The organism is Myxococcales bacterium (assembly GCA_022184915.1).
In the GTDB taxonomy this organism is placed as follows: Bacteria; Myxococcota_A; Polyangia; order Fen-1088; family Fen-1088; genus JAGTJU01.
Map to the genome: position 1 here is coordinate 26,121 of JAGTJU010000008.1, position 16,852 is coordinate 42,972.

Annotated in this window: 12 protein-coding genes and 1 pseudogene; 2 read left to right on the plus strand and 11 right to left on the minus strand. The window is 62.4% G+C overall.

Going from position 1 to position 16,852, the window contains the following annotated elements:
- Positions 1-13: 13 nt before the first annotated feature.
- The 5 genes from KA712_23675 to KA712_23695 all read right to left on the minus strand — a co-directional run bounded on the left by KA712_23675 (position 14) and on the right by KA712_23695 (position 7,589).
- Positions 14-1,909 (minus strand): B12-binding domain-containing radical SAM protein, encoded by a 1,896-nt coding sequence (locus tag KA712_23675; protein ID MCG5055967.1) that lies wholly within the window; start codon positions 1,907-1,909, stop codon positions 14-16.
- A 36-nt stretch (positions 1,910-1,945) separates the two neighbouring features.
- Positions 1,946-2,647 carry a hypothetical protein gene (locus KA712_23680; GenBank protein ID MCG5055968.1) on the minus strand — a complete coding sequence of 234 codons (702 nt, stop codon included), beginning with the start codon at positions 2,645-2,647 and terminating at the stop codon, positions 1,946-1,948.
- 1 nt (position 2,648) lies between these two features.
- The gene (locus tag KA712_23685) at positions 2,649-2,852 is read right to left on the minus strand and encodes a pentapeptide repeat-containing protein (protein ID MCG5055969.1); all 204 of its coding nucleotides are present in this window, start codon (positions 2,850-2,852) and stop codon (positions 2,649-2,651) included.
- 807 nt (positions 2,853-3,659) lie between these two features.
- The gene (locus KA712_23690) at positions 3,660-4,538 is read right to left on the minus strand and encodes a DUF692 family protein (protein ID MCG5055970.1); all 879 of its coding nucleotides are present in this window, start codon (positions 4,536-4,538) and stop codon (positions 3,660-3,662) included.
- A gap of 450 nt (positions 4,539-4,988) precedes the next feature.
- Positions 4,989-7,589 carry an esterase-like activity of phytase family protein gene (locus KA712_23695; protein MCG5055971.1) on the minus strand — a complete coding sequence of 867 codons (2,601 nt, stop codon included), beginning with the start codon at positions 7,587-7,589 and terminating at the stop codon, positions 4,989-4,991.
- Positions 7,590-7,878: 289 nt separating this feature from the next.
- Here KA712_23695 and KA712_23700 point away from each other — a divergent pair, with 289 nt between their 5' ends.
- Positions 7,879-8,016, plus strand: coding sequence for a hypothetical protein (locus KA712_23700; GenBank protein MCG5055972.1), 138 nt, complete (start codon positions 7,879-7,881; stop codon positions 8,014-8,016).
- Between the two features lie 30 nt (positions 8,017-8,046).
- Here the strand turns inward: KA712_23700 and KA712_23705 are convergent, their stop codons facing one another.
- The 4 genes and pseudogenes from KA712_23705 to KA712_23720 form a co-directional block, all read right to left on the minus strand.
- Positions 8,047-9,285 (minus strand): ISAzo13 family transposase, encoded by a 1,239-nt coding sequence (locus KA712_23705; protein ID MCG5055973.1) that lies wholly within the window; start codon positions 9,283-9,285, stop codon positions 8,047-8,049.
- Between the two features lie 482 nt (positions 9,286-9,767).
- Positions 9,768-10,094 (minus strand): type II toxin-antitoxin system PemK/MazF family toxin, encoded by a 327-nt coding sequence (locus tag KA712_23710; protein MCG5055974.1) that lies wholly within the window; start codon positions 10,092-10,094, stop codon positions 9,768-9,770.
- Positions 10,095-10,135: 41 nt separating this feature from the next.
- Positions 10,136-10,396, minus strand: a complete 261-nt coding sequence (locus KA712_23715) for an AbrB/MazE/SpoVT family DNA-binding domain-containing protein (protein MCG5055975.1) — start codon at positions 10,394-10,396, stop codon at positions 10,136-10,138.
- 526 nt (positions 10,397-10,922) lie between these two features.
- A pseudogene (locus tag KA712_23720) lies at positions 10,923-12,191 on the minus strand (ISNCY family transposase).
- Positions 12,192-12,446: 255 nt separating this feature from the next.
- On the opposite strand from KA712_23720, the gene KA712_23725 reads away from it, so the two are divergent.
- A complete protein-coding gene (locus KA712_23725) occupies positions 12,447-14,969 on the plus strand; it encodes a fused MFS/spermidine synthase (GenBank protein MCG5055976.1) in 2,523 nt (840 codons plus the stop codon).
- Positions 14,970-15,261: 292 nt separating this feature from the next.
- Here KA712_23725 and KA712_23730 read toward each other — a convergent pair whose 3' ends face one another.
- Together KA712_23730 and KA712_23735 are read right to left on the minus strand one after the other, a co-directional pair.
- Positions 15,262-15,774 (minus strand): FixH family protein, encoded by a 513-nt coding sequence (locus KA712_23730; protein ID MCG5055977.1) that lies wholly within the window; start codon positions 15,772-15,774, stop codon positions 15,262-15,264.
- A gap of 108 nt (positions 15,775-15,882) precedes the next feature.
- On the minus strand, positions 15,883-16,761 hold the full coding sequence (locus KA712_23735; protein ID MCG5055978.1) for a hypothetical protein: 879 nt from the start codon (positions 16,759-16,761) through the stop codon (positions 15,883-15,885).
- Positions 16,762-16,852: the final 91 nt, after the last annotated feature.

The window sequence follows — 16,852 nt, forward strand, 5'->3', positions numbered from 1 at the left end:
CTCAGTCTTCGGCTCAGGCATTCACCACTTCCAGTCTTCGTTTCGAGACCGCTTTGGGCGCGATCTGCCGGTCCTCTGCTATCGCCCCCCAGGGCACCGCGAGCCCAAGGAGCTTGCCCTTCTCGACGAAAACGAGCTTGTTCTCCATCCAAGACGAGATCCACTCGTCCATGACAGCCGCTTCGATGCCGGGGAATCTGCGTCGCAGCTCGGCGATCGAGATGATCCTTTCACATTCCAAGTACACGTCCCGCTCAGGGCCCCTCAGCCAGTGAAAACGTGCATTCTTGCCGCGAAAGTCTCGGATCTTGAGATAGTCCCGTCCGTCTTGCATGGAAAGCAATAGGTTTCCCTCCACGTGAGGTCGCAGTGAGTCGTAGTGATTCCGCCACTCCCGCAGGGCCTCTTTCACCTTTCGCCAAAGGGGGCGAAGCGCGTCCAACTGGGCGCTGTCGAAAGACTTCTCGGTCAGGAAGAGCCGTTGGTTCAGGTCCGGCGGCAAGAGCATGCCATACATGTGATAGTTGCGGACGTTGCGGATTCCGAACGTCTCTGGTGCCTTGTATGCTGGTGCCTGATACACCAGCGAGAAGTCGGCGATGTCAAGCGGTCTATAGCCTCGCGCGAACGCGATGTTCGTCAGTGTTTCGGCGATGTCTGCTTCGTCCATGCCCGGGTAGTCTACGATCAAGTTTGCCGTGTTCTTGATGCCGTATTGCTCACAGAACTTCATCGCCTGCAGATTCTGTAAGGTCGTCGTTCCCTTCACCATCTTCTCGAGAACAGACGTCGAGAGCGCTTCTATACCAAACTGCACCACACGGGCTCCAGCGCGGCTGAGTCGTCGAATCTGGTCGGGGTGTACAGACGCACGCGCTTCCATCCAGAAGTCGAGGCCGCCACCGATCGCGGTCAGTGCCTCGATGAACCCATCCGCTTCGCGGTGTCGAAGGATATTGTCGACGACGGTGAAATCGGGACACTCGTACTTTCTTGCGAGTTCGCGGATATCTTCGATCGACTGCTGGACGGGTTTCTCCCGATACCCATGCCATTGCAGGTTTAGATTGCAGAACGTGCAGCTCAGCATGGGGTCGACATGGCTTCGGTCCCACCAGCACCCCCTGCTGGTCTCTACCGGTATACGGATGCGGCCGATTTCCTCCTGGGAGTTGCCGCAGGAACGCAGAGTGCGAAAGTATCCGTCGTAGTTGGGTGGAGGTAGATCTGCCATGTTTGGGAGTTGGTCAACCTCGCCGAAGGCCGCCTCGGGTGAGTTGCGATGTACGACCGCCTTGACCTCCACAGTCTCGCCAGGGGCTGTCTTCTCCAAAGCCGAAGTCAGATTCAACAGGGGACTCTCGCCTTCACCGTTGACGACATAGTCCAAAAATGGGAACTCCTTTAGCAGAGTCTTCCCGATCAGGTTCGTGCAGCTTGGACCTCCCAGGACGATGTCCGTGGAGGGGGCTCTTCGCTTGACTTCGCGTGCGGCGAGCAGGCTTGGAATCATCTGGGCGAAAACCACGCTGAAACCCACGAGCCGATATTGTGACCAATCAGTCCGGTCGAGCCTGTCGAGCAGGCTCGACCGTAGGGTCTCGATGACGCTTCCGAAGTCTAACTCACGGAAGGCTGGATCGCTGTTTCGCGACGATTCGAGATAGTGGGCGATGGCGTTCGCGCGCTCGGGAAAGAAGATGTAGGCGAACAGGGCTTCGCCGACCCAGCTCACCGAGATTCGCTTGGCCAAATGGATCCCGACAGCATCAGCCAACTCCAGGAACAGCTCATACGTGTCCACTTCGATGTCGGGACGGTGTCGCTCCATCCAGGCCTTGAGGGTTCCCAGTTGAATCGATGGGCTTAGCGGATCCTGCCAGGGCATCGAGATGAGGGCGATGCGCATGCGAATTGTTCCTTGGTTTGGGGTGTTTCGGTGGGCTCAATGACGTCGGGCGGGAACCAACAACATCGCATCCTCGATGTTCGCCCGTAGCCAAAGATCGTCCCGTGCCAGGGGCATGGCAAGTAGGGAATCTCGTGGCGCCGCGGCTCCCGCGCGGTAGACGTGAACCGTCCAGTCGGCCCCCCACGTGTGGATGAGGCGCGTCGCCAGGGCAAGGCGGCCACCCGGAGGCACGTAAGCTGTGTTCCACAGCGCCAAAGACACGCGATGGTCGAGCTGGTAGCCATGATCGAGAACGTCGCGAGCGTCTGCGATCAGCGTGGCGGGTCGAAGAAGATCGTTGCCCAAAAGGCCTGCGTAGTTGTCGAGCGCCGAGGGCGCGGCGACCACCTCGAAGGTCACGTTCTGCTGCGCCGCCACAGCCGCGGCCACAGGAGTGAAGGGGTTGCCGAAGCTAGGATTACCCAACACGGCGACCGCCGCTCGCTCGTGGGCCCGTGCTGCAGAGACCGCGAGCTGAGCGGCTTTCGCCGTCACTCCAAAGGGGCCGGCGTCTCGGAAGACAGCCTGGTCGAGGTTGATGGCCGTTGGCGCCAATCGATGAAGCCTTTGTGACAGAACGGGCGGCAAACCGAAGTGTCCCACCCACCTGCATTCCGACAGCGTTCGCGCCCCTTGCAGAGTCAGCTGATCTCCGGAGCCAAATCCAAGGCCGATCACGGAGAGCATCGAGATCACGTCACTTCCACCTCACCCCGTCCAACTTGGCTCCGGTGAGGATGGCCCCATCGAGATTTGCACCACGGAGGTCCGAATTGCTCAGGTTGGCCTCCGTCAGGTCGGCGCCTGCCAGACTGGCGCCACGAAGATCCTGGTTCGAGAGGTCCGCACCTTTGAGGACAGCGCCGCGGAGCTGAATGACGGGGAAACTGGGTGTCGCCATCGCTGCCTGGTAGGCCGCCGCAGCCGCGTAGAAGGACGGGTCGATGGCGGGTGCGCAGCGAACGGCGGCTGGGTTGTAGAAGGACGGGTCGATGGCGGGTGCGCAGCGAACGGCGGCTGGGTTGTAGAAGGACGGGTCGATGGCGGGTGCGCAGCGAACGGCGGCCGGGTTGTAGATGGACGGGTCGATGGCGGGCGCGCAACGAACGGCGGCCGGGTTGTAGATGGACGGGTCGATGGCGGGTGCGCAACGAACGGCGGCCGGGTTGTAGAAGGACGGGTCGATGGCGGGCGCGCAACGAACGGCGGCCGGGTTGTAAATGGACGGGTCGATGGCGGGCGCGCAACGAACGGCGGCCGGGTTGTAAATGGACGGGTCGATGGCGGGTGCGCAACGGACGGCCGCGGGGTTGTAGGCGTCCTGGGGCGGGTATCTCGTAGGTTGCTCCAGAGCACCTAGGTGTGGATCTACTTTGAATTCCTTTTCCTGACTCATCACGTTCTCCTGAGCGGCAATGGGATTTGGGTAGGGATATTCGGCATGCAGAAGCTTGCCCGTCTGCGGATCACGGACGTATCGGGTTCGGGAGGTGGTCTCGACGATGCGACGGTGTGCGTCCAGCGCGCGACGAGCCACTTCCCAGTCGATCGCGCGCAATGAGGCCAGTTCGCGACCCGTGAGGCCAGCCCTGCCGGCCGCGTTTTCGGTCCTCGCCAAGCGCTCGAGGGTGTCGAGGTCGATGCGCTCCAACGTCAGCTCACTGAAGAGCCGCTGCAGATTCTCCAGGCTCATGGCGTGGCCTCAGCGTCAGGCGGCGCGGGCGCGGGTCGCCGCCGGGAAGAGATCGTTTAGGATCTCGAGGTTGTGGAAAAGGACCCAGGGCTCTGCCCCGATTGTCTCGGTGTATACGGCGCGAAGGTTTGTACAACGTGGAATCACGTGTTGGAGGGCTTCGACGGTGATGGGGTTGAGGGGACCCGTGTAGTCGTCGACCCAGGTGAGGTGGGCGGGATCTCCGAACATGCCGCCGGCGGTGTTGATCTCTCCGACGTGACTCAAGGGGAATTCGTCGATGCGATCGAGGAGAGGGCGTCGATGAAGCAGGTTGTAGCTGAAGAAGTGGCCCACATCGAAGTTGAGCGTTGCGCCCGTGGCTTCCACGAACGAACGGAAGAACGTGGAAAGGTGCATCTCGTCCGGTCCGGGCATGTAGAAGTGCGGAACCTCTGGGAAGAGCGACACCGGTACTCGTTCGCTCACCTCGCGCATCCGTCGAATACAAACCGAGAGGCATTCCTCCGTGAGGAAGGGCTGCACGTAGTTGGGGTGGCCTTGCGGACGAGAGCGAGCGAAGTTGGTGACTATGACGTCTTCGGTGGCCCACTCTGGCCGCCAGATGTCGACGATCTCATGGATTCTGCTCCAGTTCGCCGTGATCGTCGTACCATCGAAGGGAAGCTCGAAGTCCCCGCTGGCGTGCCAAACGTACTTCAATCCTGCGGGAAGTTGGGCCTTTAGCCGCTCCATGAAACCGCGGGAGTAGTTCTCGTAGGCGTAGACCGTCAGATACTGACAAAGGCCGCGCCGGTAACACTCGGTTACCACGTCAATGACCCCTGGCTCGCACAAATCGTTCGCCACACCCACGCCAAGCGCTCCCGCTTGGATCCGACTCGAATCTGACACTCCAAACACCTCCGGCATCCAGTGACGATGCTATCCGCGCCGGATAATATCTGCGGCTTCGCGCCATGGCAACAGGAAACACGGGCGCGCTTTGCTTGTAGAACCTCTGGGTGACTCGAAACTAGGAGGGTCCCGAGGATGCGCAAGAGCAGATTCACTGAAGACCAGATGGTCAAGATGCTGCGAGACGCCGACCGGACACGCAGGCGGGTCCCAAGATCAGGGCGGTGGCCGCCGACGAAAGCCATCGCCTCAACGACGCCTATGCCCGCATCGCCGCACACGTCGCACAGGGCAACGTGCCGAAGGTCTAAACGAGCCGCGGGCGGCGAGCGCCCCGATGCACGGGACGAGCCCAGGAGGATCGCGAGCGCCGGACGGAACCTCGGTCACCGGCGAAGGTGGAGCCTTGGCCCACCACGCCGGTGATCCGTTTTATCTCGTTGCCTCTCAGGGCAGCAGCCGACCCAGGTTGATGAGCTGGGTCTCGCCGCTGTTGTCGTCGACGCCATCGTTGTCGTTGACGATCCAGACATCGCCGGTGCGGGTCACCGCGCTGCCTTCGATCTTCTCGTAGACGGGGCCCGCCGGCCGCTTGAGATCAGGCACCAGGTCGCGAACCAGCGTCTTGGTCACGGTGGCGCCGTCGGCCACGCCTGCCAGCGTCACCCGGTAGAGCCGCTTGATGACGGCGTCGGGACCGCCCTGATTGTCGCGTTCCACCACCAGGAAGCTGCCGTCACCCAGGCTGCTGATATCGGAGAGGCCCACCCAGCCGCCGTTGGCCGAAGCCGGTGCCTCGAGCGGGTAGAAGGCGAAGGTCCAGGTGTCCGACACCACATCGTAGATGCCGATGCGCGCGTTGGCATCGCCCTGCCAGACCCGCTGGAAGGCCACGTACACCTTGCCAGCGTGTTCCGACACGCCTTCGTAGCCGAAGCGGATCTGCTTGGCGTTGATGGCATCCGGCAGCTTCACCACCTTCTCGATGACGCCATTGGCGTTCGTCTTGAACAGGAAGTTCAGGGTGTTGACCGGCCGCGCGGCTTCGCCGACCGTGCCCGCCCCTTCCGATGCGATCCAGAAGCCACCATCGCCCGCCACGGCAATGCCTTCGGGATCGATGTTCACCGTCTTGTCTGGGTTGATCATGGCCGCCAGATCCGCCTCATCGAAGACGTCTTTGCGGGTGGCGTCGTTCGCCGGAACGGTGGCATCAGCCAAATCCACGGCCGCCACCGCCTTGAACACGTCGTTCGTGTCGCGAATCGCAATTTCGCGAACGATGCGCGCAGGCCGGAAGCCCGTGTCGATGGCGAAGATGCGGTTCGCCTCGAAGGCGCTGTCCTCGATGGCGTAGAGCATGTTTCCGTGAATCGGATCGGCTGCCAGGCCCGACATGGCTGCCCACGGGATGGGGTTTCCGTTCAACCGGTCGTTCGAGATCAGCGTGGGGTAGGCCGCGGGCGCGGTTTCGTAGGCGTAAATGTTGATGACCGACCGCACGAGATCTTCGCGGCTATCCTCTTCGCTGGCCACGACCAGCAGGTTGCGCGATGGGATCGCCAGGGCGCCTTCGGGACCGATCCCGGCAGGCACCGCCTGCTTGAACACCGGCTTCCTCAGATCGGCCACGTCGTACACGAACACCAGGCTCGAACGCTCGGAGTTCACGAACAAGTAGCGATTGTTCCCGAACACCGCGAATTCCACGTTCTCAGGTTCGTTGCCTTTGTTGTCCGATCGGCCATCAGGATAATGCCCGAGGCGCGAAGCCATCACGTCCATCTCGCGACCAGAGCTGTAGACGACGTTGCCGTTGGTATCGAAAATGGTGAAACCACGGCTGCCGCCAGCCAGGTCGCCCTCGTCCGCCGTCGCGAAGAGATCCTTCGAAAGCCAGGCCACACCATCGGGCTCTCGGGGCACGTCCATCTTCGTCTCTGTCAACGAGATGATGCCGTCGTCCCTCGTGTCCACGCCCGTGAGGTTCACCTTGCCGGCGCTGAAGCTGCGCACGATGCTGCCATCGCTCAGCTTCACCAACACGATGCCGTTGTTCTCCTGCAGGCTGACCACGGCGATGTTGTCGCTGTTGATGTCCACGAACTCGGGTTCGGGATCCGTGGGGGTTTCGATGCCAGCGAGACCGGTGAGCACCACGTCTCGGGTGGTCCAGGCACTGGGCATACCCTCCAGGCTCACCACCACCAGCTTGCCCGCGGGCAGCTGAGGGATGGCGCCATCGTTCAGGTCTTCGTCACGCTGGTTCTCGATCACGACCGCGGCGTACTTGCCATCGGGGCTCACGGCCACCGAGTCGGGCTGCCCCCCAAGATCGATCTTGCGCACGGACATCTTCGTCGTCACGTCGACGACGTCCAGCTCGCCCGATACGTTCATGAAGCCGGCGCTCTTGTTTACTCCCACGAGGGCGTAGTTGCCCACCACGGCCACCGACGTGGGTTCCCCCGCCAGATCCAGGGTGCCCGCCGCTTTGGGAGCCCGCGGATCCGTGATGTCCACGAAGCCCACGACCTTGCGGGGGCTGTCCGAGTAGATGAGGGTCATGCCGTCGGCGGAGGCGGCCACGATTTCGGCGGCGGTCTGCGTATCGTCATCGCAGTTTGCGTCGATCTGGCTGCACACCGGCAGCACGGCGATGCGGTTGAAGTTCTTGCCGGTGTCGACGCTGGTGGGAGCGCAAAGGAAGGACGTGGAAACGATCTCGGTCGCCTCGAGCTGTCCGTTGCCGTTGGCATCGGCGCCGCTGTCGAAGCGGATGCCGCCGTCGAAGCAGTGTGCGTCCCCCGTGGCGAGAACGGTCTGCACGGTCAAACCGGAGTGTCCGCTGGCGCCCATGGCACCGGAAGGTCCAGCGGCGCCCGGCGCCCCCATGTCACCCGGAGGTCCGGCTTGCCCCGCACCACCAACGGGTCCTGCGGGGCCCGCGGGACCGTTCATTCCGTCTTCTCCATCGGATCCCGAGCATCCCACCAGCGGGGACAGCAGCAGGGGCACCGCAAGCACGATCTGTTTCAGCCGAAGCATTCTGTAACCTTTCCTGACGTCGTTTCGTGATCGCTCCCCAAGGGGAAGGCGCGGCGACCTTAACAGCGATGATCTTTCTTACGTCCGGGTGCGACAAAGTGTTTCCTGTCTGACAAGAACCTGTAGAAAAATTCGCGAGGTTACCGCTTGCGGTCGGCTCAACGAGCGGTCCGGTCGAACGCCGGCCGATTGGCTCCGAAGGGTTACTTCGGCTATCAGAGGCGCCTCCCCATGTCCACGCTCGTGCAGATCCGCCGCCCCTCCGAGGCCGCGGCGCCCGCGTCCTCTGGTGAGCCGCCGGCTGGCGTCCGTGGAGACCTACGGGTGCCAGATGAACGTGGCCGACACCGGGATGGTGCTTGGCATGCTGGCGGGCGCAGGCTACGGCCCGGCAGCAAGGCAGAGGATGCGAGGCGGCTTACGTTAGGGGCTGCCGCGAAAAAAGTCGATCGTCTCGTCATGTCGGTACGGTCGGGTGGATGGTGTAGTTCCACTCGCCGTGGAAGACGTTGGGATCGAGATTCACGAGTGCGAGGTCCTTGTCCGAGACGCGGCGACCCTTGGCGTAAGTGCGACTGTCGACTCGGCTCTTCACGAGCAGTCCGGTCGTCGTCGTCGTCGCTGCGATTAGATTGACGATGACTTGATGGGTGACCAGAGGCTTTCCGCGCCAGTTCTGGGTGATGAAGGAAAACAAGCGGTGCTCGATCTTGTTCCACTTGCTCGTTCCCGGAGGCAGATGACAGACGGTGATGGGGAAGCGCAGGTCGTCGACGAGCTTTTGTAGCTCGAGCTTCCATAGGCGCAGCCTATAGCCGTTGCTTCCACCTCCGTCCGCCGTGATCACGAGCGAGGTCGCGTTTGGATACCTCGAGGCGCCCATCTCGCTCCACCAGGTGCGGATGCTCTGCACCGCGAATTCCCCCGTGTCGTGGCTCACGCCAACGCTGACCCACGCCTCGTTCTTCTGGAGGTCGTAGATGCCGTACGGTGTGGCGCGTCCCTTTTCGTCGTCGACGAAGTCGTGCACGTTGACATCGACCGGATCTTCCTTCCCGCTGAGCTCGCGGCCGCCGTTCTTGTACGGTCCGACAAGCTCTCGTTTCTTCGTGTCCACAGAGATCGCCGGCTCGTTCGTTTCGAGCTGTCGACGGAGTGTCTCGTTGATGTGCTCAAACTGAGCGTTTCGATCTGGATGCTGCGCGCCCTCAAGCCGCTTGCGATTCGCCTGGAGACTGTAGCCGAGCTCCTTGAGCAGTCTTGAGACCATCTTCATGCTCGTTTGGTGCCCCTGCTTCTTGAGCGCCTCCACGAGATTGCGCTGGCTACGAGCTGTCCACAGAAGCGGCGACTCGGGATCTCCGCGTGTCGTCGATTCTACAAGCTTCTTCAGATCCGGAATCAATCTCGGATCCTTCTCGGTTGCCTTCTTGCGCCCGGCGCCTGGTCGACGGCTTCGCGTTGGCGGTAAATGCCTCGCCGTCCCGTTTTCGATCGCCCGTACTTCGGCGATCCCGCGCCCCACCACGCTCGGTGCCATACCCGTCGCACGAGATGCAGCGACAATGCCGCCGTAGCCAAAAGCGATCGCCTCGTTCGCCACGAATAGCCGCCGAGCTCTCTCTGTCAGACTCCCCTTTATCTTGCCGTAGCGATCCCGTATCTCGGATTCACGCCGCGATCGTTCCTTGGTCATGCACCTCCAATGGAGATCCTCCTCGCAGATAAAGTCAACCTATTTATTTCGCGGCAGGCCCTAACGTAAGCCGCCTTGCGCCCTAAGCTTGCTGCCGGCTCTACGAAATCGTGCAGCGCCGCAAAGAATTGTCGCTGCGCTGGATTGCCGCCCACTCGGGCAACCGTTGGAACGAATACGCCGACGCGCTGGCCACGGCCTATCGCCGTAGCGTGCGTTGAGACAACCGAGAAGCTTCGCAGTGAGTCAGGCGTGGCAAGGTAGCCTGTGCTTCGATCCAAGCGAATATGAGAATCAAATTCAATTGCCAAGGCTTTTTGGCGATAGAACTCACGCAGCTCGGCGGTCACGTGGCGAGGCAAGCAGCGACCATTAGCATCGTCCTGCCAGCTTTGCGGGAAGCTGCCGAGGTGCGCCTGCATCACCTGTTCGTGGTGCCGGGGCTTTATCGGCGGTCAGGCTCACATGTTCGTCCCAGCCGCCTAACGGCCGATCGCAATGATCTGCTCCAGCGTGTCGCAGGCCGCATCGAAGGGCTCCTGTGCAACCCGCTTTAAGGGATGCGGTTTGGCATTGCGTGCGCGCCAATCGAACGACTTAGGCTGATGCCCCAAAATGTAGCTTGTCACACCCGTCGCGCCCTTGAATCGCACGGCGAACGGGTTTGTCTCATTGAACGCAGCCGTGGTCATCGGCAATCCTATGACGATCCCGGTGCGCAGGTTGAACTCGCGCGGAGAAAGCACCACAAGAGGATGAATATCCTTCATTTCTCTTCCCGCCTGCGGATTGCAATCGATCCAAATCATGTCTCGTCTATCCGGACACCAGGACGCTTTGGGCGTAGCCACTACAATGCTTCTTTCCCGCGTGGCACCGTAGCCATCACCTCGCCCCCGTGTTTGACTGGATCGAAGGCAGCTAGCTTCTGTGCGAGGGTGAGCTTGGCTTTCCCCAAAGACCGCACCACAACTGTTGATTCTTCCGCAACAACTTCCACTGGCTGGCCAATCTCGAAGTGCGCCGAGCGCGCCACTGCAGCGGGAATCCGAACCGCCAAGCTGTTCCCCCACTGCTGGACTGTTGAGGTTGATCGCTTTGCGTTGGCCATGTAGATACAAGTATATACACCAAAGCCGGCCGCGGCAAGGGTCGCACCTAGATGGGGATAGGACGGACAAACACTGCGTCCTATCGCATCAAAAATGTCAACGCAAAGTAGAAATGTCCGCTTTTCTGCAAGTTAGAAATGTCCTCCATGCGGCGCGTCAGGGGGTATTAGCGGAGGCGGGGTTTTGGCCACTTGTCCATAGATGCACGGCGGGCACGGCCCATGCCCAGGGCAGGTGGCGACGTGCAGCTGTGGGCAAGTGCAGGGCCAAAAGCATGCCGCAGCGGCTGGTGAGCTACGCCAGCCGCTACGGCTACGTGGCGCCGTTGGTGCCCCGGTCCAGGGGGGGGGTCGACGCCTCGCGGGCTGCGGCTCTGCGGGCGCGTGCGGCTTCGGTGTAGCGACGCTGCTTGGCTTTTTGTTCCCGGTCAAACTCTTGCAAATAGCTGGCGAAGGCTTCCGCTGCGCCAGGGTTAATGCCCGTGGGCGTTGGTCCCGCTGATTCAGCCTCCGCGCGTTGGGCACGCAATCGTTCCTTTTGTCGAAGCGTGAGCTTCTTGGACCTAAGACGGGCTTCATCTCGAACCTGCTGCTGCTGCTGAATGACCGCCAGCGCAGTGCCCAATCGATTGTTCTCGACAATCTCACCCTGGTTCACGTGGGGACTCTTGTCGAAGAGTGCAAAGGAAAGCGGCTGGTTGTTGTGGCGCAATTGCACTTGGCCGTCTTTCCACAAGTGCACGCGCACGGTCTTTCCCGCAAGCTTGCTCGTTTCTGTCGTTGGTTCGACCAGATATGAGTTTCTCTGAAACTGCACCACCAGACTCTGCGACAGCTTTCGGTCCTCTTGCCACGTGAAGATGAGATTCAAGTCCTCGCCCTCAAGCAAGGGACGGTGGGCATTATGAAGACTGCGAGGAGCACGCTCGAAGCGGTTGTTGTAGGCGTCCATAAAGGCAGGGACGAAGGCATTCGCATCTTCCGCATTGCTGATACCATGAAGCCGCAGCTCCTTGACCAAACGGTCTTGCAGCGTCTTGTTCATGCGCTCTACACGACCTTTGGCCTGCGCTGTGTTCGCACAAATGATGTCTATGTTTAGTTCTCCCAATGCGCGACCATACTGCGTGACACCCTTTGCCGCACCTGTTGAACCTTCCTGGTTTACTCGGAAGATGCTGTGTTTGTCGCTATAGAAGGCCGCTGGCTTTCCATGCTTCCGTACGTAGCTTGCAGTCGCATCGAAGTAGTCGAAGGCCGATTCCACTTCCACAAAGCGCAGCTCCATCAGCCTTCCCGTGGCATCGTCGATGAACACCAACAGGGTGCATCTTTGTCCGCGGCCCTCGAACCATTCGTGATCGCTCCCATCTATCTGAACCAGCTCACCAAGACAGTCCCGCCGTCTTCGCGGCTGGTGGATGCGCGGCCCTCGTTGCGCCCGCGGCGTCCAGATCTCGGCGCCGATCATCCACTTGCGCAACGTCTCCCGGGATACACGAACGCCATGTAGCTCAGTAAGTTTCTCGTGAGCCAACGTCGGCCCGAAGTCCCTGTAGCGCTCACTGATGAGACCTACGGCGTACTCTTGCACCACCTCCGGCAACTGACGGTTGCTGGGGCGTCCGCGCTTTCGCGACACGAGAGCCCGAGGCCCTTGACACCTCATGGACTGGCACAATCGGCGCACCTGGCGCTGACTAAGTCCCAGAACCATGGCGGCTTCTGCTTGCGTCAGCCGCTTTTCCAACACTCGCTGGACGACCTGCATTCGGTCCATTTCCAGCGCGCTCATCGTGACAAGATCCCTGGCCATTGCGGCCCGAGGCTGCCAGGCAGCGGCGCCCAAAAGAGGACATTTCTAAGTTGCACAAAGCGGACATTTTCACTTTGCGTCTACATCAGAAAGCCCGATAAAATATGTTCTGTCAACTAACGTAAGCCGCCTTGCGCCCTAAGCTGGCTGCCGGGCGCCTCGGCGTCAGACCAGACGGGGTTTTTCTTTTCTTCCGGGCGCAAGATACTCATGGATGCCGAGACTCCGAATTCTATGACCCCACCGCGCACGTCTGTGCCCTTCGCCGCTGCGCTGGCGCTTGCGTTGACGAGCGGCGCTGCGGCGCTGGGTCACGAGCTGCTGTGGACGCGGCGGTTGCTGGATGTCACGGGAAGCAGCGCCGCGTCGGGTACGCGCGTGTTTGGCGCGTTTTTCCTTGGTCTTTCGCTTGGCGCTCTCGTGATCGCGCGGCACTCTGTCTTCACGAGGCGGCCCTGGCTTTGGCTTGCACTGGCCGAGCTCGCGATCGCCGCGCTCAGCGCTCCTCTACTTTTCCTACCAGAATTCACAGACTGGATTTGGCCCTGGCTCGGCCGCGCGCCTCTGACGGGCGCGGCGGGAGGGGCCATCAAGCTCCTGGTGTCTATCGTGTTCGTCTGCCCACCCGCCGTGATGATGGGCACCACGCTGCCGCTGTTGGCCGCTGCCGCGGTGGATGCGCAGCCCAATATGGCACGCCATGGGATTTGGCTCTACGGCGCAAACACGGCGGGAGGCGTGCTTGGTCTCATCCTGGTGCTGCTCGTGCTCATGCCCGTGCTAGGGGTGCGGGGCGCGATGACGATGATCCTCCTCAATGCGATCGTGGCGGGGGTGGCCTTTGGGTTCGCGCGTTCCCGCCCGCGGGCGGCTGCGGCGCGGCCCCTTCCACGCGGCGACGTGGCCGAGGGAACACGCCCCCCTCGTTGGGTCATCGCGCTGGCGGCCTTTTCGGGCTTCGGAATTCTCGCCGCTGAGGTGATCGCGCTACGCCTCCTCATGCTCCTGGCCACCACTTCCTTGCACGCTCCGTTCGGGGTGCTGGTCGCTGTGATCCTCGCGCTGGCCGCGGCCGCCTTTGCAACGCCGCTCGTGCGTACGTCCCTGTCCCTGCAGGCGGTGACGGCGTTCGCGCTGGTTGCCGCGGGCCTGTGCTTCGCGCTTGCGCCCTTTCTCTTCGTCCAAGTGGCGGCCCATCCCGATTGGCTCAGCGCCGCGGGGGCGGGCGCTTTCGTTGCGCGGTTGGCTCTGCTCACGCTCGCGGTGATCGGCCCTGGCGTGTTGTTTGCGGGAACGGTGTTTCCAAACCTGTTTCGTTTGGCACGTGGTCGCAACGGTCATGCCTCGGCTCTCGCGTGGTTGCTCGCGGCCAACGGTCTGGGCGGTCTGATTGGCGCCGAAGTGGCGTATCGAGGGCTGTTGCCCTGGCTCGGACCACACGTCGCGTTGGGCGCTGTCGGGCTGCTCTACGTCGTGGCCGGTGCCTTGATGGCGGCGTTGGCAAAGTCGATGCGGCACGTATTTCTGGCGGCCCCGGTGCTCGCTGGGGTCGTGGCGCTCGTGTTCGTGCCCTTGAGGAATCTGCCCATCGTGAACCCCCACATGAACTTCGCCATCATCGCGCAGGAAAGTGGACGTGAGGGCACGCTGGTGGTGGCCGACCACCCGCAGATGGGGCGCCTGATGCTGGTCGACAACCAGTATGTGCTCGGAAGCACGAGCGCTCGCCACGATCAAGAACGCCAGGCCCACCTCGCGTTGCTGCTGCATCCGCTCCCGCGGCGTGTGGCCTTCATCGGGGTAGCCACTGGCATGACGCCCGGGGCGGCGCTGATGCATCCCGAGGTGCAAGCCATCGAGGCGATCGAGCTCTCCGAAGTGGTGACACGTATGGCCCGCCAGCACTTCGGCGATGTCAATCATCACGTGCTGGATCACGAAAAGGTGACGGTAGCCGTTGAGGACGGACGCAGCTATCTGGCCGCTGCACAGGACGCCTTCGACGTCGTTGCGGGGGATCTGTTTTTGCCGTGGGGCGCGGGGGCGGGAAGCCTTTACAGCCTTGAACACTTTCGCGCCGTCAAGCGTGCCCTTCGGGAGGGAGGGCTGTTTTGCCAGTGGTTGCCGGCCTACCAGCTGACGAGCGATCAGCTCACCCTCATCATCAACACCTTCCTTCAGGTGTTCCCCGAGGCGGAGCTGTTTCGCGGCGGGTTTCATCCCGACCGGCCAACGCTTGCGCTGATCGGCCTCAAGGGGCCCGGCCTCGATTGGAACGTTGTGCGCCAGCGCGCCGACGCCTTGCGCGCGCGTGATGACGTCAAGGACCCGAGCGTGCGTTCACAAGAGGCCCTGGCGCTGCTTCACCTTGGCCCTGCAGCGCCGCTGGTGCAGCCCGCGACGCCTGTGAACACGCTGGCCAACATGCTGTTCGAGCGCGATGCCAGCAAGGTCCGTCTTTCCGGGGGCGGCCAGGGACTCTATCTCTACAATCGCAACTGGACCACGTTCCTCGAAGGCCGCTACCGACATTTGGGCTCGGGCGCGGCTGAACTCACTCGGTCAGAGGCCGTGCGAAGGTGGGCCCGTCTCGGCATCATGCTCACCAACTGGGAGATAGCCCGTCGCACAGGGCATGCATCGGCCCCGGATCTGCAGCGGCAGATTGCGCAGGCGTTTCCGCGCTCGGTGGCCGCCGACCATGGCGCGGACTGGTCACATTGGCCCGGACTCGGCCGATGGCAACTCGAGCGCTGAGACGGAAGTGGTTCGAGGCGAAGGAGCGACTGCACGCGGCCGAAGTCCCTGTGTCGAACCGTTCTTACGCAATTGACTTGCAGAATATAAATAAAATGCAGAAATGAATGAGTTGCATTAATTCGGGCTGCGGGCTAGGGTACATGAGCGTCGGGCGGCAGGGGCGGGTCAGCCAGGGTTCGTGAAAAGTCCGTGGCGGGGTGTGGGGCCACTCCCGGCGCAGTTTCCTTCCCCAGCAGGAGGGGGACCCTCTACGTGTGCGTCCCGGCGCCGCCCATGGCCGTGATGGCGGCTAGCCACCGATTACAAAGCCGAACCGCGCCTGATCAGTGCGGCCATCGGCCAACTCCACGTTCACGGTCGTAAGCCAGTACCCTGGCATGAACAAATTCACGGGCGCGGCCTGATACTGACCTGACTGAGGCCCCGACGTCACGACGACCGTCGTTCCGGACCCATGTCCATGGTCCGGCATGCGAGGCACCACCGTAACTCTCGCCCCCTCGGGCCGCGTGCCGTCGATTGGCCTCACGAGCAACGACCACTGGCTTTGTCCCTTCAGGGGTGGCGGAGGCGTCGCCTCGAGAAGGGTGACCTCAATGAGGCCTCTTTCACCTGTTGCCACCATGCCGGGAACGAAGACCAGCGCCCGCGCGTCGCGTGGGTCCACCTGAAGCGGGGGGGGCCGCGTCCCCCGGCGGACTTTGCCCCAGGCCTTCGTCGTTCCTTTCCCCTGCGTCCTCGGTTGGTCCTTGGCCGAGAGGCGCAGGGCCAGCCGCATCCGTCGGGGAGGGGGCCGGGTCATCGCAGCCGGCCAGGACGAGCAGGGCCCAGAGCGGCGCCAGAGCGAGGAACTCCCCCCGGCGGATGCGGCTTCCGGGCCTTCCTCTGCGAATCAAGGCGCGCAGCAACATCAATCCGAGACCTTGATGGTCGCGGCTACGGGTTGCAACTGGGTCCGCACATACTGGACCGCCCGCTCGATCTCCGCCCGCGAAAACACCTTGTGGTACGGCGACATGTGGGAGAAAGCTGAACCATCGGGCAGGCGACCGATGGACCCGAAGGCTACCATGCGCGCCTGTTCCGCGGCAGAACGCTTTTCGAGCCAGTTCGCGATGGTGCGACCGCCGGCCTGCTCCTGCTCGCCGGGCATGAAGTAGACTTTGAACTTGGTCAGGTCGACAGCTTGGCCAGACCAATCCGCATGGCAATTCGTGCAGGCGCGGGGCCCGGTCTCGGGCAGCATCGCCTCGTAGACCTCTTTACCCGTTTTTCCCGCGTCGGCAGGCAACACGACGCAGCTAATCCCGTTGCAGCCATTCGTTCCCGCACAGGTGTGTTCGGTCGTGACGCCGGGATCCCAGTCCCCGTAGGAAAAGCCCGCGCAGCTGTTGACGCCCGCGCAGGCGGCGTGCACCTGCGTGTAGCCTGCGCGCTGATCACAGGCTTGCTTGATCTCCGCGAAGGTGCGGGTGCCTTCCGTTTCCAGAGTGACCATGGGTCCCACGGGAGCTGCCGCGTCCGCAGGGGCAGGGGCCGCGTCGGGAAGCGAACAAACTCCCCCATCGCTTGGCCCGGCATCGGCTTGCGGGGGAGGGCAGGAGCACATCGACGACGCGTCGAGGACCACGGGGTCGGGTTCCATGGTCGCATCGTCACTGCATCCCAGAGCCCCGACGCCCAGCAAGCCGGTCAGGGCGCTGGTCATCAGGGCACGCGTGGGCGTGCTCGCGACGTTCGAGGGAAGGGCCGGTGCGATGAGGCTGAAGAGGCGAGCTCTACGGGACATGGTTTCCTCTGTAGTCGTTGACGGCCCGGAAGGCCCAAGTTACGTGAAGTGCGCATCCTCTCCGCGATGGCGGTTCGTGGGAATGCGACAC

Coding starts and splice junctions, on each gene's coding strand:
- KA712_23675 (MCG5055967.1), bottom strand. CDS start 1,909: ATGCGCATCGCCCTCATCTCGATGCCCTGGCAGGATCCGCTAAGCCCA.
- KA712_23685 (MCG5055969.1), bottom strand. CDS start 2,852: ATGGCGACACCCAGTTTCCCCGTCATTCAGCTCCGCGGCGCTGTCCTC.
- KA712_23695 (MCG5055971.1), bottom strand. CDS start 7,589: ATGCTTCGGCTGAAACAGATCGTGCTTGCGGTGCCCCTGCTGCTGTCC.
- KA712_23705 (MCG5055973.1), bottom strand. CDS start 9,285: ATGACCAAGGAACGATCGCGGCGTGAATCCGAGATACGGGATCGCTAC.
- KA712_23710 (MCG5055974.1), bottom strand. CDS start 10,094: ATGATTTGGATCGATTGCAATCCGCAGGCGGGAAGAGAAATGAAGGAT.
- KA712_23715 (MCG5055975.1), bottom strand. CDS start 10,396: ATGGCCAACGCAAAGCGATCAACCTCAACAGTCCAGCAGTGGGGGAAC.
- KA712_23725 (MCG5055976.1), top strand. CDS start 12,447: ATGACCCCACCGCGCACGTCTGTGCCCTTCGCCGCTGCGCTGGCGCTT.
- KA712_23730 (MCG5055977.1), bottom strand. CDS start 15,774: ATGACCCGGCCCCCTCCCCGACGGATGCGGCTGGCCCTGCGCCTCTCG.
- KA712_23735 (MCG5055978.1), bottom strand. CDS start 16,761: ATGTCCCGTAGAGCTCGCCTCTTCAGCCTCATCGCACCGGCCCTTCCC.